Raw genomic sequence first — 23,194 nt, forward strand, 5'->3', positions numbered from 1 at the left:
CTTACTACTCCCACATGCTACGAAACATGGCCTTAACTTTATCTATTGTTATATACCTTGAGTAGTCAATACTCTTCAGTTCTCCCACTCTCATCCTGGCTAGCGTGGGCTGAAAGCGCCAGAGGCTGAGCTCCCAGAACATGTCCCACGTTGTCACGCCTGAGTAATAGCGCCTGTACATGAGCATGGCTGAGTGCTCAACTAGGCCCATGTCCTCAACCTCCTGCCACTTAGCGGCTTCGAGCTCGTAGAGCCCGCGGTACGGGCAAAAGCGGCACGAGACTCTAGGGATCCCCGAGCGGTAGTGGGGGTGAATCAGTCCATGCTCTTTCACTATCCAGGCTGTGTCTAGAGCCGAGAAGTCGTATACGAGGTTCAAGGTGCGGCCCTGTATAAAACCACTACTCTTGGCGAGCGCCTGGAGCTTGCCCATCCTCTTCCCGCTCTCGAGCATGCGGTCTCCTTTAGCCTCGAAGTCGGCGCCCAGCTTTTTCCGCGTCTCTCTTAGAGCCCTCGTCTTAAGGTAGGTGCACCACCTAACTCCACGTCTGGGGAGCCCTTCCCGTAGGAGGTAGAACTCCATCATTCTCCTATTGGCCTCTGTGTAGTAGAACTCTACTCCCAGCTTTTCGGCGGTGGCTTCGGCGTAGTCTATGTTCTCGAGGGGCTCAAGGTAGGGGACGTGGACGTAGACTGCTACAAGCCTGAAGTCTACGAACTCGCGGAGCTTTGAGAGAATGATTAGCTGCGCTGTGCTGTCCTTCCCTCCGCTCAGATCCGCCATAACAAGCTTCCCCGTTAGGGCGTCCCTAAGCCTGTCGACAGCCTGCAGTACTCGCTCTCTGAGTAAGTTTTCCCGGTGCTCTACGCGGGGTATAAACGCGTCCTCGTAGACAATGTTGTAGAAAGGGCTTTTTGCCCTTACGTAAAACCCCCTCTCACCCCACCATAGGTAGTGGTCTCTTGAGCCACTCTTCACCAGCTCTACGTAGTCCCCGAACGTCCTAATGAAGCCTGCCACAGAACCGTTAACCACTACTGGGTAGGCTTCCATCACTGAGAAAAACCCTCTTCTTTGCTAAGCCGCTCCTTAAATTATAGCTACCTGTACCTTGTTCTCCAACTCCTTCTTGAAGTGCTCGGCGTCCCTCTGGGAGCCGACTATTACCCCGTAGTGCATCGGGATGGCAAGTTTAGGTTGTATGTCAAGTGCCGCCTTCACGGCTTCGTCTGCTGTCATCACATACGTTCCGCTGACAGGGAGCAAGGCGACGTCTACCCGGCCTCTAAGCCCCTTCATCTCGGGTATATAGTCAGTGTCCCCAGCGTGGTACACTCTGACTCCCTCAAGGGACACGATAACGCCGATGCCTTTGTACTCTCTTGGATGGAACTTCTTTCCTACGTTGTAGGCAGGCACTGCCTCCACGACCACACCCTTTACTTCCACCTTGCCGCCGGGCTCGAGGAGGTGGTGCTGGAGCCCCAACCTCTTAACCTTTTCTTTACAATTCACGCTTGCGACTACAACGGCGTCTTTCTTAGCGATTTTCAAGATGTCGTCCGGGCTACAGTGGTCGTAGTGGTCGTGTGTACACACTATTACGTCGCCATCTCCTGGGGAACTTTCTACTTCGAAGGGGTCGATGTACACTGTGACTCCTCCAGCAGACAGCCTAAAGGTGGCGTGTTTCAAGTGTTCGATGAGAACCCCCTGGAATGTTACCGATCCCACAATAGTTAGGGGGCGGCACGGGATATAAGCTTTCCCCTGGCCCTACGCTATCTTGAAGAGAGGGTCTCCCTGCTTCACGGCATCCCCCTCTTTAACGTAAACTTCCTCTACGCTCCCGCTCGCGTTCGACCTCACTTCCACGAGGGTCTTCATAGCCTCTATGACTGCAAGCACGTCTCCAGCCTTCACGGCATCTCCTTTCCTAGCCACAACCCTGGACACCCTACCCGTTATCGGCGAGGTTATGACGCCCCTGCCGAGCGGAGGCGCCTCGACTTTTCTGACGACGCCTGTCTGCAGAACAGAGAGGACAGTCTCCAGGGAGCTCTTACCCTCCTCCACCTCTACCTCCACTTCAAAAGCCTCCCCGTCCAGGATTACTAGGAACTTCTTCCTCACGCGCTCACCCCTGGCACGTCACGTCCTCCTCGGCCGCATCCAGGAGCCGTGCAAGCCTCCACGCCCTAACGGGGTAACCGGGAGTTGCCGCCCGGCTCTTCTCCCGCCTCCTCCTAGAATGGATATAGGCTATCACTGCGGCTAGGACTACGGCGCGCTTCCCGGGCTCCACGTCTTACACCGGGGGTACTCCGTGCTTGCGTGGGGGCCTGGGTTGCTTCTCGCGCTTGTCCAGGAGGAACAGGAGGAGCCTGTAAAGGTACGGCCTCGTCTCGCGGGGGAGTATTACGTCGTCCACATACCCCCTGCTTGCGGGCACGTACGGGTTCGCTATCTCGCTCCTGTACTTCTCGACAAAGACCTTAGCCATTTCCTCCGGGTTTTCAGCTTTCTCCAGCTCTTTCTTGTATATTATCTCTATCGCGCCCTCAGGCCCCATCACGGCTATCTCGGCGGTCGGCCATGCCAGCGCGAAGTCTGCTCCTAGGTGCTTGCTACCCATGGCTATGTAGGCCCCACCGTACGCCTTCCTGAGGATAACCGTAATCTTGGGAACAGTGGCGTCGGCATAGGCGTAGATTATCTTGGCCCCATGCCTGATAACCCCGTGGTGCTCCTGGTAGCTACCAGGCAGGAAACCCGGCACGTCGACGAAGGTCACTATGGGGAAGTTGAACGCGTCGCAGAACTGGACGAACCTGCTGATCTTGTCGGAGGAGTCTATGTCAAGGCTCCCGGCCATGACTGCGGGCTGGTTGGCTACGACGCAGACAGCGTGCCCGCCGAGCCTCGCGAAACCCACGACCGCGTTTTGAGCAAAGTGCTGGTGGACTTCGAGGAAGCTCCCCTCATCGAACACGCGGAGAATAACTTCTCTGACGTCATATGGCTTCACGGGGTCGTCGGGGACGATGTCCTCGAGGGAAGGGTCTTCCCGAAGCGGGTCGTCACCTGTCTCAACGAGTGGAGGATCCTCTGTATTGTTGCTCGGGAGGTAGCTCAGGAGCCTCTTGATGATGGTTATAGCCTCGCGGTCGTCCTCTGCCACGAAGTGGGCGACGCCACTCCTCGACGCATGGACTCCTGCTCCCCCAAGCTCCTCCGGCGTTATTTCTTCCCCTATTGATGCCTTCACGACTTTAGGTCCTGTTATGAACATGTAACTCTTCCTGGTCATTATAATGAAGTCGGCTAGAGCAGGACTATACACAGCCCCCCCTGCACATGGGCCCATGATGGCGACGACCTGCGGGACAACCCCGCTCGCCATCACGTTCCTGTAGAAAATCTCCCCATAGCCCTTGAGGGAGTCAACGCCCTCCTGGATCCTCGCGCCGCCGCTGTCATTGAGACCTATAACAGGGATCCCCAGTTTCACTGCGAGCTCGATGATCCTTGCTATCTTTGAGGCGTGCATCTCGCCGACGCTGCCACCCATAAAGGTGAAATCCTGGGCGTACACTGCCACACGCCTCCCGTCGACGCTTCCGAGACCTGCTACAACGCCGTCTCCGTAGGCCTTCTTCGACTCCATCCCGAAGCCCACAGCCCTGTGCTGAACGTAACGTCCCAGGGGTACGAAGGAATCGGGATCCAACAAGAGGCCTAGTCTCTCGTGAACCGTGAGCCTTCCCTGCTCGCGGAGCTTTCTCGCGGCCTCCTCGCTGACGCTGTCCGTCAGCCTTCTCTTCTCAAGTAGCTCGCCGATCTTCCTATCCATTTAGGACACCGGCTAGCTTAAGAGAGCTCGAGAACCCATACTTCGAACTCTCTCCCGCCAACCCTAACTTTAACCTGCTCGGCCCCCTTCTTTATTGCTTCAAGCACCATGCCTATGTGCCTCTGAACTCTAGCTACAGACTCGAGCCAGTCCCCGTTAACCACGCGTAGAGTATGGGGGACGCGCAGGGCCCGCAGGCTCCTCTCGTTGAGGCCGTCTAGGCCGTCAAAGCTAAAGGTTATACCACTCTTCAAGGGGAGCCTGCGTTTAGTCGTGGCCTTAAGACCCCTAACAGAGACGTAGGCAGTAGCGTTGGCTTTGACCTTTACACTCTCGCTGGCGTTGAACGCGGCCCAAGGCTCTACCTTCCTCCCATCTGCTACAATTTCAACGTCCCCGGTTACCGCCAGCAAGGCCTTCTCTCTCAGCGCCAGCTCCAGCTCGCCACCCCGCAGCTCGAACGCAGGGCTCGTAAGGCTGTTAAGCGAGAGCACATTAGACACAGCATGAGCAAACTTGTCACGTGATGCCAGCGGGTGTGGGGAGAGGAGGGCTCTATATGCTCTCTGTACTACGAACGCCATACAGCTGTACACCGGCTGAGAAGCCTAATGCTCCACGTGGTATTTAAGCCTTGCCGATCTCTACTTCAACAATAGTCGAAAAATAGAATTTAGACCACCCAGTCCTCTACATTTCTCCTGCCCATTGCTAACACTCTAATAAACCCAGCTAGGAGTATCGTAAACCAGAGAGGTTGGTAGACGAAAAGGTACAGCGGGTACAGGTACGCGTAGGACTTCACCCCTACGTATTTCGAGGCAAGACAGTGCCAGGCTGAAAACACTAGGAGAGAAGCCAGCACCGGAACAGTATACACGAGCTGCAGGTTGATCGAAATAATAGTCGTAAACGGTACGAACTGTGCGGTTAGGGAGGACATTGAAAGCAAGGTCAAGTAAAGTGCCTTCATGACCGTGTGGTTGTGAAGGAGAAACGGGGTAACCGTAGTCACTAGAGAAGGCAGTAGGAGGAGCAGAGCTGGGACAACGGCATGTGGTATTTTGACTAGTGCTTTAAGCCCCTCCATGTAGTACCTCTGCAACCAGTCAGCTAAACCCACCGCCCACCTCTTCCTCTGCCTGTACCACTTGCTCCACGACTCCGGGGCATAGTTATAGACTTCTGTGCTGTCGATATATGTGAACTTATGGCCTCTTAAGAAGCTCCTGATGGCCAAGTCGAAGTCCTCAGAAATTACTGGCTTGAAAAACCCAACTTCCTCGAGGGCCTTCCTAGTCATTACGAAAGCCGCTCCGTTCATTGCTAGCGTCCTCCCGGCTAGGCGGGCCATGAGCTTGCTGGCGAAATTCGCGGCGACGTATTCTATGTAGACCATCCGCCCGAGAATGCCACCCCCGATGACGACTTTTTTAATATCACCTATATCACACCCACTAATTCCCTTGACAACTTTCTCGACGAAAAGAGGATCCCTAATTTCGACGTCATCGTCAAGAAATATTACTATGTCTCCACGTGAGAACCTCAGAGCAGTATTTAGAGCGTTCACCTTACCTAACCGCTTGCCATTAGCTATGACATGGACTCCCTTTATACCCATTAGCCCAGAGACAACCTCCTCTGACGGCTCGTCAACCACGACAATAATCTCAAGCCTCGGGTAGCTACTCTCAGCTAGAGCTCTTACAAGTCTTACAAGTTTCTCGCCCCCACGATATGACGGGATCACAACACTTACGGATACTAGCTCTTGGAAGTCAGCGAGCGCATTACGAAGCCTCCCAGTAGACGGCACACATGCGGAAAAACTACCCTTAATAAATCGTTTTCGCGTATATCCAGGCGAGGGTGGGACACGGCTTGGAGGGCGACATTATCGAGATAATACTCTCCCTAGCTCGGCGCGACGTCTACAACGGGGTGGGTAGAGTGCTTATAGGCGAGCTCGAAGCCTACGGCTTCACGCGGGATCAAGTCACGGCTGCGATTAAAGCCCTAAAGTCTAAGTACAAGGTTATGGTAGTCGGGGACGTGATTAAAATCTACTTCGGGGGGAACATGTGAAAGAGTATGGTTGTCTAGACACGCCTATAGGCGAGCTGTGCTTCATAGTTGATGGCAGAGAGGTGCTAGCCCTACACTCTAGAGAAAAGGTCAAGCCCGTCGGGCTACGGCTAGGGGAAAACGCCCTGGCCCTCAAGGAGGAGTTGCGCGAGTACTTCGAGGGGTCAAGGAAGGATTTTACATTTAGACCCGTGCTATCAGGGCCAGACTTCAAGAGGAGGGTCTTAGAGGAGGTTCTCAAAATCCCGTATGGGTTGACGACCACGTACAAGGACATTGCCCTCAAGCTCTCAACAAGCCCCAGAGCAGTAGCAATGGTGCTCAAGTCGAACAGCGTCCTCATACTTGTTCCGTGCCACAGGGTGGTGTCGTCAACGGGATGGATAGGAGGGTACGCTCTAGGCGTCGCTGCAAAGGCTTTCCTCCTCAACCTGGAGAGGGCGTCCCAGCTCTCCTCGCAGACGGTGTTGACCGCAGAGTGGAGTAAACAATAGCTAAAAAGGCTACGAGAACTGGCAACAGGAGAAAGACTGGTATATTTCTCTCGACGAACCTCCTTATGACAAGCCCTACGTCGAGCCTCCTCTCAAAGGGCTTCCTCTCGACTACAAGCTCTCTATACTCTATGCTGATGGTCGAGACAGAGGGATCTATCCTCCTGACGCTTATCTCCGGGCATACTCTACTAGAAACAACCCCCTTCAAGACCCTCCAGCCATAGATGGCTTTAGCGTAGTAAGGTAGCTCTGGCGTGTCGTCCAGTACAAGCGTCCTATTCAGGGAAGTAGGGCCGAAGACGTAGTCGGTAGCCCTGTCACCCGGCCCTACAAGCGAGACTCCACCGCTCCTGAAGAGTATAACTCTACCCCCACTTATATCACCTGACAAGCTCAGGAAGGGCTCTGTCCTGGCGACTACTAACTGGCTCTCATTGAAGACCCAGCCCCACAGCTCGTCAAGCACAAGGACAAAGGGCTCTCTCCTACCCTCCTCGAAGGTTCCAGACCCGATGACGTAGACCCTACCAGCACTGGGATCCAGCCACAGCCTCTTCAAGAATGTGTCCCCTAGGGTTCTGTAGCCCCTAAGCCACAAGAGCCCGCCCACACTCGACACGCGCGTGACGAACCCCAGCTTTACCCCCTCGACTTCAGTAGCCCCCACGAAGACGTAGTCCCCGTCCCGCGTTATAGCGAGATCCTCCCCTGTGTCTATGCCTGCACCCCCCACACTAAGACTATCCTTGAGGCTTAAATCCCGCCCGAGCTTCAGCAGGAGCACATCACTCTGCGAGACGTTGTAAGCCCATGTCTCCCCGAGCACGTAGTAACCATCGCTTCCAGCAATAATGCGCCTGGCCGTGTCAGGGTAGTCCGGGCTTCCATAGCACTTAACCCCTGCGATGCCCCCCTCGAGAGTAACTCTAGCTACGAAAACGTCGAGGTCTCGGGAGCCGCGGCGCGAGAAGTAGCCGGCAACGACCAGAGAGCCATTGTCTAAAATCCCGTCAGCCACGTAAATGTCCGCGTCCCCCTCGAGGGCAAAACTTCTAACCCCGATATCCTGGAAGACCGAGACAAGGCCGGACACGCCCCCCTCGCCTCTTATAAACCCGCTCATAATGGCACCTCTCCCCGAAGCCCTAACAGACACGACCATGCCACTAGCATTCCACGTGTAAACTACAGCCCTCGAGCTGTTAACAATCAAGGCGACGGGACTAGGCCTAAAAACAGAGCCAGCATATCCGCCAGCATAGATGCTACCCTGGAGAAGCGCCCCCTCAACAGGGGAGTACCTCCCCATGTCTCCGAGCGGCGAAGCCACAACTAGGACACTTAACAAAAACCCCAGCAAGAGCGCGCATGTACTGGCCTTCATCAATACACGGCTAGGGCAGGAGCCGATATAATGCTTCATCTAAATATTTTTTAGTATAAACTTTACATTTATCAGGGAGGAAGTGCTTATCGCCAACAGCTGTCCGTGCAACGCAAAGTTAAAATATTTTATTCTATTTATCTATTAACGACCGGCATGAAAAACACGGTAGCATTAATAATACTCCTCCTAGTAGCGCTCTCGGCACTACTACCGCTACTCCAGGCACAGCCACAGGGCCCCTGGGTAGACGAGGTCGACTTCTTCGCTGAGAGGGACTACGCGAAAGTCGTAGACATGCTCAGCAAGGGCGACATGCACATATACTTCAGCGACATAAGGGCTGACCCCGCACTCATGGCGAAGATTAAAGGCGACCCCAACCTCGCGATGAAGTACTCCTACGGCCTCATATTCGAGCTCACGTTCAACCCCGTCGGCCCCGAGTTCCCCGCCACGGGGAAGCTCAACCCGTTCAGCAACCCCAGGATACGTGAGGCCGTGAACTGGCTCATAGACAGGAACTACATTGTAAACGAGATAATGGGCGGCCTCGCCGCGCCGAAGTGGACGCCGCTGCTCACAAGCTTCCCGGACTACGCCAGAATTGCCGATGTCATGAAGTTGCTAGAGGCGAAGTACAGCTACGACTTCGAGAAAGCCAAGACGGTGATATTCGAGGAGATGGTTAAACTCGGCGCGACTTACAAGGACGGCAAGTGGTACTACAAGGACTCTCCCGTCGAGATAATATTCCTCATAAGGACGGAGGATCAGCGGAGGCAGATAGGTGACTACGTTGCAGACCAGCTCGAGAAGCTCGGCTTCACTGTCACAAGGAAGTACGGCAGGAGCAGAGACCTAGCCCCACTCTGGGTGAGGGGCAACCCCGCCGACGGGAAATGGCACGTCTACACGGGCGGCTGGATATACACGCTCATAGCGAGAGACCAGGGCTCGGACTTCGGCTTCTACTACACCCCGCTCGGGGCAATGGGGCCGCTATGGTCGGCGTACAAACCCGACCCCGTGTTCTACGAGGTGTGTACGAAGCTGTGGAACAACGAGTACAAGTCCATTGAAGAGAGGCTCTCACTCCTAGCCAAGGCGGCAGAGCTCGCACTAAAGGACTCCGTGAGGGTGTGGCTAGTTGACCAGATAGCCCCCTGGGTTTACAGGAAGGAGGTCGACGCGGCGGCAGACCTCGCGGCGGGCTTCGACAACCCACTCTGGCCCGTGACTATACGCTTCGTCGGCAAAACAGGTGGAGTCATAAAGGCTGGGATGCGCGAAGTGCTCGTAGACCCCTGGAACCCGGTCGCCGGCACGAACTGGGTCTACGACTCAGTGCTCATTTGGGCTGTTAACGACTACGCCTTCAGAGGCAACCCGTACAACGGCCTGTACATGGCCAACAGGGTCGTGAGCGCGGAGGTCTACGCCGTCAAGGGCCTCGTCACGGCGAGCAGCAGCGACTGGCTGAAGCTCACATTCGTGGACAAGGTTGAAGTCCCGCCTGACGCCTGGTACGCGTACGACGTGAAGACAGGCAAGGTCGTGACGTCCGGCGAGGCTGGGGCCAAGTACGCCCAGGTCAAGATCGTCGTGAACTACGGCGACGTCCTGGGCAAGATAAAGTACCACGACGGCACTACGATGACTCTTGCCGACTGGCTAATAAGCTGGCCATTAACCTTTGCCAGAGTAGACAAGTCGAGCCCGCTCTACGACGAGTCGGCTGTGCCTCCATTCGAGCAGTGGAGGCAGATGTTCCAAGGCTGGAGGATTGTGAGCCAGAGCCCGCTCGTAATCGAGTACTACGTTAACTACACAAACCTCGACGCCGAGTACATCGTCGCTAGCTTCGCCGGCTGGCCCGGGAACCCGTGGCACATGCTGGCTATAGGCATCAGGGCCGAGGAGAAGGGCCTGCTCGCCTTTAGCTCTGACAAGGCTGCGGCTAAGAACGTCGAGTGGATGAACTACATTGGCGGCCCAAGCCTGGACATACTATCCAAGATGCTCGACGAGTCCATCGCCGAGGGCTACATACCGTTCAAGGAGTTCATGTCCAAGTACACTAGCGTCGACGAGGCTAAGGCGAGGTACAACGCGCTAAAGAGCTGGTTCAAGGATCACGGCCACTTCTGGGTCGGGAACGGGCCGTTCTACCTCGACAAGGCCGACTACAACGCCCACATAGCAGTGCTCAAAGCTAACAGGAACTACGTCGACAAGGCTGACAGGTGGGCCTTCCTAGCGGCGCCGCCGATACCCGAGCTGAGCGTCAAGGTTCCCGATGCAGTCGTACCAGGTATTGAGGCAACGTTCACGATCAACGTCAACGTTGCCGGCAAGCCGTACCCCACAGAGCGCATCGACTTCGTGAAGTACATTGTACTCGACGCTGCCGGCAACGTCTACGCTAAAGGCGTTGCCACTGCACAGGCAGATGGTGTCTGGGTCGCCAAGCTGAGCAGCGAGGACACGGGCAAGCTCATGCCTGGAGGCTACAGGATAATGGTTATCGCGCTGAGCAAGGACGTTGCAATACCGTCGATACAGGAGAAGCCGTTCACGGTGATCCCGCAGATAGCGTACTTCCAGACGCTCCTGGCAGATACAAAGAGCTCGCTCGAGGCCAAGATTGGCTCTGTGCAGGCAGGCGTAACTGACCTCAACAACAAGGTCAGCTCGCTGACGGCGAGGGTCGGATCCCTTGAGTCCACGGTGAACACTGCCCTAGCGCTCAGCGTTATAGGCCTGGTAATAGCGATAGTCGCCCTTGCGTTGGCGCTCAGAAAGCCCAAGACCGAAGCCCCAAAGGAGGGCACTCAAGTAAAGCCCTAATATTAACAGCCTGAAAAAGGTAAAAATATAGGTTTTTCTGAACCCCTCTCTGATTTTTTATAAAACACTTCTCTGCCTCGCCTCGCCCTTATTCATGATAAAGTTTTTTAGGACTTGAGGGTGATATCTTCAAAACGTAGAAGTGAACACGATGATACCGCTAGGGTTCGTGAAATTCGTTGTTAAGAGGTTCATAGTACTCTACCTTACAGTGGTAATAGCTATCTACGCCACCATTCTCGTGGCGAACATGGGGGGCAAGGTCGACGAGATAGTGATTGGAGACATCAGGATGTCCATCGCGCAGATGGTAAACCAGAACCCGCAGTATAAAGGTCTAAGCGGGGAGGAGAGAGCGAAGCTCATTGACCAGCTCGTAGAGCTCGAGATAAAGAGGCGTGGGCTCGACACGCCATTCATGATCAGGAGCCTCGTGTACTTGAAGGACGCGCTAACTCTAGACCTCGGCCGCGCCCTCGTCCTGAGGAGCGACTCCGGTTCAATGTACGTCAAGAACATCATCCTCGAGAGGCTACCGAACACCGTAATGCTCTTTACGACGGTAACCGTGATAAACTTCTTCCTGCACCTGTTCATCGGGCTCTACCTCTCCCGGCACTACGGTAGCCCTCTAGACAAGATTACTGTTGCACTTGCACCAACGTCCGTGATACCGGGGTGGTTCTACGGGATATTCCTGATCCTGATCTTCTACTCCTGGCTACACGTACTGCCACCTGGAGGCCTCGTCGACGTCCCGCCGCCGGAGAACCCCGTGGACTACGCGTTGAGCGTCATGAAGCACATGATACTCCCGATGCTCTCATGGATTATCTCTGGCTTCTTCCTGGGGGTGTACGGGAACAGGACGTTCTTCCTGATATTCTCCACCGAGGACTACGTCGAGGCCGCAAAGGCTAAGGGCTTGCCGCCACGAGTAATCGAGACGAGGTATATACTGAGGCCCACGCTACCCCCGATAGTTACGAGCTTCGCCTTGTCCCTCATAGGCTCGTGGGGTGGCGCCATAATAACCGAGACTGTGTTCGAGTGGCCGGGCCTGGGCCTTGTCACGTTCAACGCCATCTCTTCCTTCGACACGCCAGTCATAGTCGGCATAACGGTAATCTACGCGTACTTGCTCATGTTCACGGTTCTAATACTGGACATCATCTACGGGTGGCTTGACCCCAGGATAAAAGTCCAGTTCAGGTGACTAGCCCATGAGTTCCAGGGGGTTTGGTGGGAGGGTAGGAAGTGTCCTCAGAGAACTCTTAACCTATAAGTCCGGCATACTAGGCATAATCCTACTCGGCTTCCTAGTGGCACTATCAATCTATACGGTTACCACGATACCGGTGGACAAGGCTATCATGATGTGGAGGAGCGGGGAGAGCATGTGGCTCGATAATCCTAGGGTAGCCCCTCCTGAGTGGATACAGTTTTTCGTCGGGAAGAACCTGCCTAAAACAATGGTGTTTGACTCCAGGAAAATAGGACTAAATGTTGCCAAGTCCTCAGCCCCAGTCGTTGGAACAAACATGAAGAAAGTAAGGATTGAGTTCACCTTCGACTACCAGTACGATGACTTCCCTTCAGAGCTCAACATGTTCTTCACGAGCAACTTCACACGCGAGCAGGGCGCGCCTATAGTGAAAATAATATGGGTTAAGCCTAATGGAGAGCGTATAGACCTCGGGGAGTTCACGGTTACCGGCGAGAAATACAACCTCTACTTCGTCACAGAACCTATCACGAGAGCTCTTGTCTCCTACGTTAGGCAACAGTACGGGGTTGACCCTAGCGACGCTATAACGAACATGATGTTCCTGTTCGGGAAGTTCACGCGTGAGTCCCTGAAAACTGGGAAAATGGAGGTAGAGAAGGGTACTTACAGGGCAATTATAGACGCCACGCTGTTCGGCCAGGAATCAGACATTGACTGTAAGATGGTCGTCTACGGCACTGTCTACGGGATTGCAGGTACAGACCACTTAAGACGGCCACTTGAAATAGCCCTACTGTGGGGCGCGCCGGTAGCCCTCGCCTTTGGCCTTACAGCGTCTCTTGTTACGACGTTCGTCGGACTGATAATCGCAACTATTAGCGGGTATTACGGCGGCATTCTAGACAACATAATCCAGAGGGTAACCGAAATCTACATGGTTCTACCCTTCCTCCCGTTCTTGATCCTCATATCTGTCTTCTACGGGATAAACATATGGACTCTCCTGGCCGTAGTAATAGTCCTGAGTATATTCGGTCCAGGAATTAAGTCGACTAGAGCGCTCGTCATGCAAATAAAGGAGTACCCATACGTAGAGGCTGCAAAGGTATACGGCGCGTCCAACACAAGGATAATTTTCCTGTACATAATACCGAAGATCCTCCCGCCGGTTATCCCAGGACTAATCTCGGCTGTACCGGGCTATGTATTCCTAGAGGCGGCGCTAGCGTTCCTGGGGCTAGGCGACCCCTCACTCCCAACGTGGGGTAAAGTCATAAACGACGCCTTCGAGCAGGGCGCCCTCTACAAGGGCTATTTCTACTGGGTACTCGAGCCCTCTGCTTTCCTCGTCCTTACAGGCCTCGCATTCGCCCTGCTAGGCTTCGCGTTAGACCGTATAGTTAACCCGAGGTTGCGTGAAATGTAGGTGGTGGGGATGGCTGGCACTGTTTTAAGTGTAAAAGACTTAAAGCTCTACTTTAAGACCAGGAAAGGCACCGTAAAAGCGGTTGATGGAGTCGGCTTCGAACTGAGGAAAGGCGAGACGCTGGCGATTGTAGGCGAGTCAGGCTGCGGCAAAACTTCACTCGCAAGGGCGATAATCAGGCTACTGCCCAGGAACGTCGAGAAGTTTGAGGGTACAGTGATGCTCAACGGGACGGACGTGATGAGGCTCAGCGAGGAGGAGTTCAGGAAGAGAGTAAGGTGGCAGAAAATATCTTACGTGTTCCAGGGCTCGCAGAACGCCCTGAACCCCGTGCTCAAGGTGGGCTTCCAGATCGCAGAGCCCCTCATAGTCCACAAAGGCCTTAGCCGGGAGGAGGCCCTCGCCGAGGCTAAAAAGTACTTACGGCTAGTCGGCATACACGAGAGCTTCCTCGACAGGTACCCGTTTGAGCTCAGCGGTGGCATGAGGCAGAGGGCCGTGATCGCCATGGCGCTCATAACACACCCGGACGTAGTCATCCTCGACGAGCCCACTTCTGCGCTAGACGTTATAACACAGGCGAACATAATGAACCTCCTCAAGAGGATTAAGCAGGAAATGAACATTAGCTACATCTTCATAACGCACGACGTGCCGCTGACTAGCGAGCTGGCCGACAGGGTAGCAGTGATGTACGCCGGCCAGATAGTAGAGCTAGCCGACGCCGATGACTTCTACACCTCACCCAAGCACCCGTACTCCGAGAAGCTCATGGCCAGTGTCCCGACTCTACGCACTGACAAGAAGCTCGAGTTCATACCGGGTGCACCGCCAAGCCTCATCAACCCGCCTCCCGGTTGCCGCTTCCACCCGAGGTGCCCCTTCGCATACGAGAGGTGTCTCCGCGAGGAGCCCCCGCAATACAATATTAAGGGGGCGTCTTTCGTTAAGTGCTGGCTTTACGTTGAGGGCAAGAGGTGAGCTATGTGAGCGAGAATAGAACCTTGTTGAGAGTTCAGGATCTGAGGATGTGGTTCGAGATACGTCGAGGACTGTTCGCAGAGCCAATACCGCTCAAGGCCGTCGACGGCGTAACTTTCGACTTGGACGTAGGCGAGGCAGTATCGGTTGTTGGCGAGTCCGGGAGCGGCAAGACAACACTCGGCAAGACTATTCTGCGCCTCTACAAGCCAACCGGAGGTAAGCTACTGTTTAAGGGGCGCGACATCACAGACCTCGACGAGAAGGATCTCATGTGGTACAAGAGGGAGACAGGGCTTGTACAGCAAGACCCATACGGTGCCATGCCGTCTTTCATGACCATCTCTAGAATACTCGAAGAACCCCTAATAATCCATAAAGTCGGTGACAACGAGGAAAGGCAGGAGATGGTCTTCAAGGCCCTCGAAGAAGTCAAGCTCACGCCTGTGGAGGACTTTGCCTTCAAGTACCCTCACATGCTCAGCGGTGGCCAGCTGCAGAGAGTCGCTATTGCGAGGGCGTTGATACTCAAGCCTAGCCTCGTCGTCGCAGACGAGCCTGTCTCGATGCTAGACGCCTCTGTCAGAGTCGAGATTCTCACGTTGATGAGAGAGCTACAAGAGAAGAGGAAGATTAGCTTCATCTATATAACTCACGACCTCTCCACCACAAGATACTTCAGCGAGAAGATATTCATAATGTACGCGGGGCACCTCATCGAGCGCGGATCCACAAAGGCCCTCCTGAGGAATCCGCTGCACCCATACACTCGCGCTTTACTCGCAGCAATTCCAGACCCTGACCCCGAGAACAGGAAGCGCTTCCGAGAAGTGCCAGCTGGAGAGCCCCCAAGCCTCATCAACCCGCCTCCCGGCTGCCGGTTCGCACCCAGATGCCCGTTTGCAACTGAGAGGTGTAGGCGCGAAGTACCTCCAGAGTTTGAAGTCGAGCCTGGTCACTTCGTTAAGTGCTGGCTTTATGCTGGGCTGGCCTAAGCAAGCTTTACGCCGTATTTCTCCGAGAATATCTCAATTATCCTTCTGCCATCGCCCAGCATGTCATGGTTGTTGTTAAAGAAGATGTACGCTCTCTCCGGCCCCGCCTCGACGACTTTTCTGGCAACCTCCTCTAGCTCCTCGTCCAGGTAGCCGTAATTGTACCATACAAGCCGCCCGTGCATCCTAACATACACTACTCCATTAACGTTCACAGCGCCTAATTTCGGGAGGCCCTCGAATAGAGGAGAGTCAGGCGTCACGAAATAAATACTGTTTTCCTGGAAGAAAGCCACTACTTCTTCGCGAAACCACGAGGCGTGTCTAGGCTCGACGGCGATCTTGTCGCATAGCCTGGCGAAAGCCCTAAGCCTATCTTTCATCTCGCCCGTAAACGTGGCGCTCGGCGGGAGCTGGAAGAGGTAGAAGTCTATCCTCTCCTCCAAAGGGGCGAATACCTTACGGAACTTCTCCCACAAAGGCACAGCTCTCTCGTTGAGCCTCCTAATGTGCGTGATGCTCCTGTGGACTTTCACGGCCCAGCGTAGCCCACCCGATTCCTCCAGCCACTTAACGACGGTGCTCTGCCTCGGGAAGCTGTAGAAACTCATGTTAAGCTCCACGGCGTTGAAGCCAGACTCCCTGGCGTACCATTCGAGCCCGTCAGGATTCCAGCTGTAGACCCATCCCGACGACCCGACGTAGAGCTTCAAGCGGATCTGTGCTAAAAGAACCATTACGCATATTTCAAGCTTTCACTATTCAGGCTAGTAACGGTTAATTATGTTTAAGGGGGTAAACTATGTGAGGGGCATGCGGCTCTCAGGGAAAACGCTGAGCGGCCTACTCCAGGCAACGCTCATAGCAGTAGTGCTCACGGCACAGGTGGGCTACGGCCAGTCCCTGCTCTTCTTCGGCAGAGTGACTGACACCCAGATGAACCCCCTACAGGGGGCTGAAATCGCCGTGTACAGCGGCAATCTACTGGTGGCACTAGCTACCACCGACAAGGACGGTAGTTTCAACCTGAGAATCCCACCTGGGACGTACGTACTGAGAGCTTACCTGAAGGGGTACGCGCCGCAACAGATCCTGCTAGTCGCGACGCAGGAGAGGGCGGGTAGCCTGGGTACAATAGTCCTTGAACCGGCAATTTCCCTCTACACCGAGACAACACAGTTCTCCATGTATCAAGGTGATTTCCTAAATTTAACGCTCAAGCTTACAAACAAAGGGCTGGACCCGCTAACAGTGCGCCTTTCGCTCGAAATGCCGGGAGGCTGGACTGGGTACTTTGCGTTGCCCGGAGGGCTTCAGGTGGGAAATATTGTTATCGAAGCGGGCTCAGAGCGGACTGTTTTCCTAAACATTCGCGTCCCACTAAATGCTACGGGCGATGCAAGAGTTAACGTCGTAGCAAGCTGGAGCAACCTTTCTAAAAAAATCACCTATGTCTTTGTAGTCCAGCCAAGGAAGTGGAATATTGTTGACTTCCCTGCCACGAGCCTAAAGGCCTACCCTGGAGCCCAACTCAAGGTACCGATGCAGATAACTAACCCGTTCCCTGTAGACTCGGAGTTCCGGCTCTCGGCAGACACCCCCCAGGGGTGGGTGTCCGCGATAGTTGACGCAAATAACCTCGGCGTAGGGACTGTAGCTTTAAAACCGCGTACAAGCAGGCAGCTCTTCCTGATACTCTATATACCTCCGAGAACTAGGACAGGAGTTTACCCCGTATTCGTTTATGCAGACTATGAGGGAAACCGCTATACGGCTAGGCTTGACATCTCCGTTGAGAGCAGATTTGACTTGCTCAACATGACCTTGACTTCGGCGAGGCTCAACATTACAGGAGGATCGTCGAGCAGTATCCCTGTGATCATACGGAATGACGGAAACATGCCCACAGTAATCCTGCTTAGAGCAGTACCGAACACGCCAGAACTCAGACTAACCTTCTCGGTGTCGGGCCAGCCGGCCGGCTCGCTGTACCTTTTGCCGGGCGAGACCCGGCAGGTTAACCTGCTCGTGGAGGCTTCACCTTATATTACTCCTGGGACTTACGAAGTAAAGGTATACGCGAATGGGACTACAAGTACAGCTGAGAAGACTCTACTAGTGAGCATAACCGGGATTCGACGCCTGGAAGTTGCGAATTACAATTTCCTGGTGGCAACAGCTCCTGGCTCTATTGCGCTCTACAAGATTCGCGTGAATAACTCTGGCACTTACCCTCTAAACTCCGTGACTTTAAGAGTAGACTACGCCCCCCAGAACTTCAAGCTCTTCATCCAGCCGGACAAATTGTCGTTACTCCCAGGAGAGTCCGGCTACTTTGACGTCCAGGTTTTTGTTCCCAGTGACGCACACGAGGGAGCCTATAACATCCAGGTGACCGTGGAAGCTGATGGAGTCTCGTCGACTCGAGTGCTTGTAGTCTGGATCCGCTATGAGACAAGCGTAAGTTTTCTAGTCCTGATGGGTTCGCTCGTCCTAGTGAGCTTTCTCCTGGTCTTCTACGGCAAGAAGAGGTTCGCTTAGGGGACGTGTAAATGGATGTAGCCCAGCTTGTGTTGCTGTATCTGCTAGGTATTGAGACGGCTTTTACGCCGTGCTTCCTCCCGATTCTACCAATCTTCCTCAACTTTGTAGCCAGGTCTAGCAAGGGTAGAGTTTTCCTCTCGAGCCTGTTCTTCGCGGCTGGGGTAACTGCGAGCTTCGTGCTCTATGGGTTGCTCGCAACGTACAGTAGTGGTATCCTGCGGTCTTTCCTAGTAGCAAGCCTGCCGAGTATAGCGACGGGACTGGGGCTCCTTTTAATCAGTATAGGAGTCGTTGTCCTGAGCCCTGCGAGAGTCCTATTCTCTACCATACCTTCAGTACAGCCCCGTTTCAAGAAGACTTCTCTCGTGAATGCATTCGTGCTAGGCTTCACCTTCTCCCTCGTGGCAGCACCTTGTGCCGCAACTTTTCTCGTGGCGGCGTTCTCGCTTGTGTGGTTAGGATCCCTGAATAGCCAGAACAGTGCTATGGCTACAGTGCTAGTCTATGCTTCAGGCACTAGTACACCCTTCCTGTTAATAGGGCTTTTCGCGGAGAAAGTAGGCAAGAAGCTCTCGCGAAGCTTCTTCGTAAGGCACAACGAGACGCTCTCCGGGTTGATCACAATCTCGCTGGGAGTGCTCACGGTGTTAAGCGTGGAGAACTACGACTTAGTATCTATCCACGTTGCCCAACACCTCTACCCGTACTTCGTGCTCTTCTCACTACTACCCGTGCTCGCCTATTTTACAAGCCTCCTACGCCTAGGGGTGAAAGTAGGGTCTCTACCCCCAACTCTACTGGCTTCCGGCGTACTGTTACTGGGAGTCTCAGACGTTATAAGGCTCTTCCAGCCACACCCCTATGCAACCGTAGTATACATCGCTCTAGCGCTTGCATCAAGGGCACTGGTTATTGCTGGAGGACTTCTTCTGGCAAAACCTCACGTGTACTCAGTTATCCTGGCAGTGTTTCCACAGAGCATAGTCACGCTTGACTTGTTGATGCTCTTCTCCTGGATTGCAGGCCCTGGCCGCCGCGAGAGGGAGCACTTGTTCGCAGCACTGTTCATCCTCTTACATCTTGTAACTGACCTCCAGCCTCTGGTTCCAATGGACATCCTGCCAGTGCTCATATTACTGCTACAACCCGTATCTTACCTGAGCATTCTGATACCTGCCTCCAAGGTATCACGCGTACTGACAGGCCTACGACTGCTTGAAGAGGTCTAGTATCAGCCTCACTATCCTCTTCTCAGTGTTGAGCCTGTAGTAGGTCACGGGGCCGGCCTCGACCACCTTGAGGTACCCCTTCCTGGCGAGCCAGTCGAGTATGGGTCGTGCTCTAGAAACGCTTGCAACCTCCTTCTCGACAGCGTAGGCGCTGAAGGCCTGTGAAGGATCCTCTAGGTACTTCTTGACGAAGAAGACGAAAACTCTTAGGTATCCCTGGGATCTTCTCGGGACGAGCGATGCAAACTCCTCCTCTATGTCGTCAGAAGCCGAATAGCTCCCTCCTGCGCGCATAGAGGACACCTAGGATCGCCGCCCTCAAGTCGTGCGCCCCCTCCGGCTTTATTGTGCTTAGTCTCTCGGCCAGCACTTTTTCGCCCACACTGCTCTCGAGCCACTTGGCAAAGTCATTCCTCTCCTGGTGGAAACGTATGCTCTCTTCCGGGGCCCTCTCAACAGCCTCTATAAACGAGAAAACATTCCAAGCTACAATGTCCGTTGGCCTGCCCTCTGACAAGAAAAAGACAAACTCCTCTCCCGTTTTAACACGCCTCATCCACAGGTACCTGTACCTTGCCTCTGGATTCTCCACAAATGCAAAACGTACCCGTGCCTCAAGGTCTGAAAGCACATCCAAGTAGTACATGTACGCCTGGAAAGGAGACTTGTACGGGCTAAAGTAGGAGTGGACGTCTCCTGGCCCGCCACCCTTAGTAGACATGTAGTAGAAGTGGTCACTTATAGAAAGAAGCCTCCAAAGCCTCAACAGCCGGCCGTCCTGTAGGGCTTTAATCTGTAGCCAGAGATCCTTGAGCCTCTCGAAAGCGTAGTCCTGCATGAAATTACCCAGCCACGCGCTCAAGTCTCTTTCGAGGTCAGCCCACGAGATAGTCTCGCCCTCTGGGACATCGATCTCGTCACGTGGAGGGACACTTTCGGCGACCTCGGTTGGAGTTGAGAACCTCAAGTTCTCCCACTTTAGGACTTCGCCTGGTAGCCAGCGCAGGAACTCAAGGATACCCGTTTCCGCTGGGAAATGCTCTCCAAATGTCTCATAGTCTATAGCTACTAGAATCACGTCGCCTGGCGTAGCTGCAAGCCACGCAGAGTACTTTTCAGCCGTAAGCGGGTACTCACTCCACCACTCACTCGCGAACCTAAAGCCTATATCGTCTGAGAGCCTATAGTTCCGCATGAGTACTCGGATACTGGCTCCCTTAGCCTTGTAGACATAGTTAGGGCTTCTCCACATTAGGACTCGCTCAACACCCTCAGTTAAAACTACTTTATAGCCGAGCCTGTCGAATATCCTTCCGACGTAGTTGTTGTAGATAAATTCCGTGTTCTCGACAGAAGTCGGGTACATGCCAAAGAGGGCTTTGACAGTCTCTCTGTGCATTCTGATCTGGTCGACGAACTCCTCCTCGGCCACGAGGAAGCTTAGACTGTGGAAGTACGTCTGATCCAGAAACTCGACTAAACCCGTATCCGCGAGCTGTTTAAAGCTCTCTACGAGCTCTGGGGCCCACTTTTCAGACTGCTCGAGGAGGACGCCGGACATGCTGTACGCGACCTTGAACTTCTTGCCGTGGTCTTTAAAGAAGTCTATCTGCTGTAGTATGACTGAGTTAGCCGGGAGGTAGCACCTCTTGACGACTCTTTCGAAGACCTCGCGGTTGAGCTCGTGGTCAAAATAGATGCCCTCGAGATCCTCTACGCCGAGCCTTCCACGCACGAGAATAGCATCGGTGAGCTTCCTCAGGGCCCTCCTCTCCAGGCGGTAGGGCTGGTGTACTTCAAACATCAGCACTACGTGCTTTATGTACGACACCTAAGAAGAACTACAGCTATAAAGCATAAAAACTTGTTTCACTAAACCTTGCTCTTGTAGCGCTCGATAGCCTTGCTTATTACCTGGAGCGCCTTCTCCCTGCCATGCCACGTTTTAACTTTGACCCACTTGCCGGGCTCTAGCTCTTTATAGTGCTCGAAGAAGTGCTTGATTCTATCCTTCACCCCTTCATCGATGTCTCCGATGTCTCTTATCCTGCTAAACCTGTTGTCTATCTTCTCGTGCGGGACGGCTACGACCTTGCTGTCGGGGCCTGCCTCGTCCTCCATTTCCAGCAGTGCAATCGGCCTAGCGCGCACGACGCTCCCTGGTACGAAGGCATCGTGGCTCAAGAGTACGACGTCTACCGGATCCCCGTCCTCCTCGAGCGTCGAGGGTATAAACCCGTAGTTGAATGGGAACACCATCGACGTGAATAGAACTCTGTCGACGAACACTACGCCGCTCTCCTTGTCGACTTCGTACTTCACGTTGCTATGCATCGGTATCTCAATGACAACGTAGATGTCTTCAGGAGGGTTTTTACCGGCGGGTAACGTCTTCATACCTCCTAAAACTGGGCGTAGAGGTATATATTCGCTACCCTTTCGTGATAAACAAGAGGCTTGGGTCAGTATTCCGCCTTTATGACCGTCCCGATAGCGCGCGTCCGCGAGTCTCTAAGTATGAACTTCTCCCCCTCCTCCACGTACCATGGACGTAGCATAAAAGTGAGCCTCACGAGCCCCCTGTCCCCGGTGCGCATGGGCTCTTTCTCCATCCACGAGAACTCCACTGGAGTCCTTATCGAGTGGACGTGGAGGACAGTCTGGTAGCCGTTTCGGATAGTTGTGGGATGCTTGAGGATGAGCACGTCTGCGATTATGCTCCTCACCGCGTACAGCGGGGTTTCAGCGAGCACGAGGCCCTTCTCGACGTCGCCGCTCTCCACGTCTGCTACGGCCAGTGTGGCCTCCTCCCCTGCTCTGGCCAGTGACGACGGAACACGGTTTATGTGTATGGACTTCACTTTTATCCTCCTCCACGTACCGTCGCGCACGGGCCCAAGGTAGTAGGAGGAGTTTTCGCGGATAATGCCCCTCTCGACAGCTACTGCTAACACTGTCCCGACACCTCTAACGTTATATATGTCGGTGACGTACGCGAGAAGGGGCTTTTTCTCGAGCTCACTCCACCTTTTCCTGGGAGGGAGTAAGTTCATGAACTCTGTGAGGAGCTCTACGCCAGCACCAGTAGTGTTGGATACCAGGAATACTGGGGCTACTCGCCCCGAAGCCATGAGTGGGGCAACGTCGTAGACGTCCCTGGAGCTTTTCACGACGAGCGGCTTCTTGCCAAGTCTCCTCAGAACCTCGAGCGTCTCGTCTACGTAGCGTTTCCCCACCTCTGGGCTGACGGCGTCTATCTTCGTGAATACTACGAAGACTGGTATCTGGAGAGCCACGCAGACCCCGAGGTGCTCCCGCCCCATCACCTGCAGGCCTGTATTGCTAGCAACCACGAGCATGGCGTAGTCCGGGAATTTCGACATGAGGCCGCGCAGAGCCGTCCTCAAGTACCTTTCGTGCCCTCCCACGTCAACGAGATAGACTACTTTTTTCGCGGACAGGTAGATTTGCGCCTCGTCGAGGGGGTTGGGAACTCCCCAGTTAACGGGCCTCCCGAGCATGTCGAAGCCGACTACTCTAACTACGACTGAGGAGGTTCTACCAGTAATGATTTCATGCGCATACCTGGCTACTCGACGCATGTTACTGCCTCTCCCGTCGTCAAGCATACCGGTGCAGAGTGTGCCAACTGTCGTGCTTTTGCCGGCGTCGACATTCCCAACGACTATTATGTTGACTTGCGATGGGGGGTTCTCCTCTCTGGAGAGCCTCACGAGCACTCTAACGACGTACCTTCCCGAGACTTCTCTCCTATCCAGAACTCTTATACAGGCACCTATCCTCTTAGCTACAGTATCGAGGATCCTAACGCTCTCCTCCTCCTCGTCCTTTGAGAGGCCACGTACCGTGCCGTCGTCATTTAATCCTAGGACGTATATCGCCTCTCCACCTCCCTCGAAGAGCCTGTACTTCATCTGAGACGCGAGCTTCTCGACTCTTTCATCGTTTACCCTGGTGAGTGCCGACTTGTACTCTACAGGCCCTGTGTCACTTTCAGCCGGGAATTCCACGCCACTCTTCAACACTACCTCCTAAAAGCACCTATTATTTGTAACCTTAACTGTTAAGGTTTTATTAGTCAGGTGGCTAAACCTACT

At 54.1% G+C, this 23,194-nt stretch carries 22 protein-coding genes; 9 read left to right on the top strand and 13 right to left on the bottom strand.

The features are described 5' to 3' along the window. Positions 1-4 precede the first annotated feature (4 nt). The 7 genes from IG193_RS06745 to IG193_RS06775 form a co-directional block, all read right to left on the bottom strand. A complete protein-coding gene (locus tag IG193_RS06745; RefSeq protein ID WP_225876131.1) occupies positions 5-1,054 on the bottom strand; it encodes a phosphoadenosine phosphosulfate reductase domain-containing protein in 1,050 nt (349 codons plus the stop codon). A 36-nt stretch (positions 1,055-1,090) separates the two neighbouring features. Then, positions 1,091-1,735, bottom strand: coding sequence for an MBL fold metallo-hydrolase (locus tag IG193_RS06750; RefSeq protein ID WP_192818421.1), 645 nt, complete (start codon positions 1,733-1,735; stop codon positions 1,091-1,093). A gap of 42 nt (positions 1,736-1,777) precedes the next feature. After that, entirely contained in the window at positions 1,778-2,134 is a 357-nt protein-coding gene (locus IG193_RS06755) for a biotin/lipoyl-containing protein (protein ID WP_192818422.1), read from the bottom strand. A gap of 4 nt (positions 2,135-2,138) precedes the next feature. Then, positions 2,139-2,306 (bottom strand): hypothetical protein, encoded by a 168-nt coding sequence (locus IG193_RS06760; RefSeq protein ID WP_192818423.1) that lies wholly within the window; start codon positions 2,304-2,306, stop codon positions 2,139-2,141. A 3-nt stretch (positions 2,307-2,309) separates the two neighbouring features. Next, entirely contained in the window at positions 2,310-3,854 is a 1,545-nt protein-coding gene (locus IG193_RS06765; protein WP_192818424.1) for an acyl-CoA carboxylase subunit beta, read from the bottom strand. 17 nt (positions 3,855-3,871) lie between these two features. Continuing rightward, positions 3,872-4,438, bottom strand: coding sequence for a hypothetical protein (locus IG193_RS06770; RefSeq protein WP_192818425.1), 567 nt, complete (start codon positions 4,436-4,438; stop codon positions 3,872-3,874). An 89-nt stretch (positions 4,439-4,527) separates the two neighbouring features. After that, complete coding sequence (locus tag IG193_RS06775; protein ID WP_192818426.1) at positions 4,528-5,673, bottom strand: glycosyltransferase; 1,146 nt, start codon at positions 5,671-5,673, stop codon at positions 4,528-4,530. A gap of 65 nt (positions 5,674-5,738) precedes the next feature. On the opposite strand from IG193_RS06775, the gene IG193_RS06780 reads away from it, so the two are divergent. Both IG193_RS06780 and IG193_RS06785 read left to right on the top strand, forming a co-directional pair. After that, positions 5,739-5,942, top strand: a complete 204-nt coding sequence (locus IG193_RS06780; RefSeq protein ID WP_192818427.1) for an alpha/beta hydrolase family protein — start codon at positions 5,739-5,741, stop codon at positions 5,940-5,942. Beyond that, complete coding sequence (locus IG193_RS06785; protein ID WP_192818428.1) at positions 5,939-6,436, top strand: methylated-DNA--[protein]-cysteine S-methyltransferase; 498 nt, start codon at positions 5,939-5,941, stop codon at positions 6,434-6,436. Before IG193_RS06780 ends, IG193_RS06785 begins: the two co-directional genes overlap by 4 nt. Here IG193_RS06785 and IG193_RS06790 read toward each other — a convergent pair. After that, complete coding sequence (locus IG193_RS06790; RefSeq protein ID WP_192818429.1) at positions 6,369-7,823, bottom strand: hypothetical protein; 1,455 nt, start codon at positions 7,821-7,823, stop codon at positions 6,369-6,371. The genes IG193_RS06785 and IG193_RS06790 overlap by 68 nt on opposite strands. 156 nt (positions 7,824-7,979) lie before the next feature. On the opposite strand from IG193_RS06790, the gene IG193_RS06795 reads away from it, so the two are divergent. The 5 genes from IG193_RS06795 to IG193_RS06815 all read left to right on the top strand — a co-directional run bounded on the left by IG193_RS06795 (position 7,980) and on the right by IG193_RS06815 (position 15,303). After that, positions 7,980-10,673 (top strand): ABC transporter substrate-binding protein, encoded by a 2,694-nt coding sequence (locus tag IG193_RS06795; RefSeq protein ID WP_192818430.1) that lies wholly within the window; start codon positions 7,980-7,982, stop codon positions 10,671-10,673. Positions 10,674-10,824: 151 nt separating this feature from the next. Next, entirely contained in the window at positions 10,825-11,889 is a 1,065-nt protein-coding gene (locus tag IG193_RS06800) for an ABC transporter permease (RefSeq protein ID WP_192818431.1), read from the top strand. A 7-nt stretch (positions 11,890-11,896) separates the two neighbouring features. Then, positions 11,897-13,327, top strand: coding sequence for an ABC transporter permease (locus IG193_RS06805; RefSeq protein ID WP_192818432.1), 1,431 nt, complete (start codon positions 11,897-11,899; stop codon positions 13,325-13,327). Positions 13,328-13,336: 9 nt separating this feature from the next. Further along, entirely contained in the window at positions 13,337-14,308 is a 972-nt protein-coding gene (locus IG193_RS06810; protein WP_192818433.1) for an ABC transporter ATP-binding protein, read from the top strand. A gap of 47 nt (positions 14,309-14,355) precedes the next feature. Beyond that, on the top strand, positions 14,356-15,303 hold the full coding sequence (locus IG193_RS06815) for an ABC transporter ATP-binding protein (RefSeq protein ID WP_192819761.1): 948 nt from the start codon (positions 14,356-14,358) through the stop codon (positions 15,301-15,303). Here the strand turns inward: IG193_RS06815 and IG193_RS06820 are convergent. Then, positions 15,300-16,040 carry a DUF72 domain-containing protein gene (locus IG193_RS06820; protein WP_192818434.1) on the bottom strand — a complete coding sequence of 247 codons (741 nt, stop codon included), beginning with the start codon at positions 16,038-16,040 and terminating at the stop codon, positions 15,300-15,302. The genes IG193_RS06815 and IG193_RS06820 overlap by 4 nt on opposite strands. A gap of 46 nt (positions 16,041-16,086) precedes the next feature. On the opposite strand from IG193_RS06820, the gene IG193_RS06825 reads away from it, so the two are divergent. Next, complete coding sequence (locus tag IG193_RS06825) at positions 16,087-17,844, top strand: NEW3 domain-containing protein (RefSeq protein WP_192818435.1); 1,758 nt, start codon at positions 16,087-16,089, stop codon at positions 17,842-17,844. A gap of 11 nt (positions 17,845-17,855) precedes the next feature. Further along, positions 17,856-19,076, top strand: coding sequence for a cytochrome c biogenesis CcdA family protein (locus IG193_RS06830; protein WP_192818436.1), 1,221 nt, complete (start codon positions 17,856-17,858; stop codon positions 19,074-19,076). Here IG193_RS06830 and IG193_RS06835 read toward each other — a convergent pair. The 4 genes from IG193_RS06835 to IG193_RS06850 all read right to left on the bottom strand — a co-directional run bounded on the left by IG193_RS06835 (position 19,053) and on the right by IG193_RS06850 (position 23,119). Further along, a complete protein-coding gene (locus tag IG193_RS06835) occupies positions 19,053-19,370 on the bottom strand; it encodes a hypothetical protein (protein WP_192818437.1) in 318 nt (105 codons plus the stop codon). The two genes, IG193_RS06830 and IG193_RS06835, sit on opposite strands and share 24 nt — an antisense overlap. Continuing rightward, positions 19,339-20,907, bottom strand: coding sequence for a DUF5752 family protein (locus IG193_RS06840; protein WP_225876066.1), 1,569 nt, complete (start codon positions 20,905-20,907; stop codon positions 19,339-19,341). The genes IG193_RS06835 and IG193_RS06840 overlap by 32 nt, the downstream gene beginning before the upstream one ends. 41 nt (positions 20,908-20,948) lie before the next feature. Further along, complete coding sequence (ppa, locus tag IG193_RS06845; RefSeq protein WP_192818438.1) at positions 20,949-21,473, bottom strand: inorganic diphosphatase; 525 nt, start codon at positions 21,471-21,473, stop codon at positions 20,949-20,951. Positions 21,474-21,538: 65 nt separating this feature from the next. After that, complete coding sequence (locus IG193_RS06850) at positions 21,539-23,119, bottom strand: GTP-binding protein (protein WP_225876067.1); 1,581 nt, start codon at positions 23,117-23,119, stop codon at positions 21,539-21,541. Between the last annotated feature and the right edge of the window lie 75 nt (positions 23,120-23,194).

The sequence above is a fragment of the Infirmifilum lucidum genome, assembly GCF_014876775.1.
Lineage (GTDB): Archaea > Thermoproteota > Thermoprotei > Thermofilales > Thermofilaceae > Thermofilum > Thermofilum lucidum.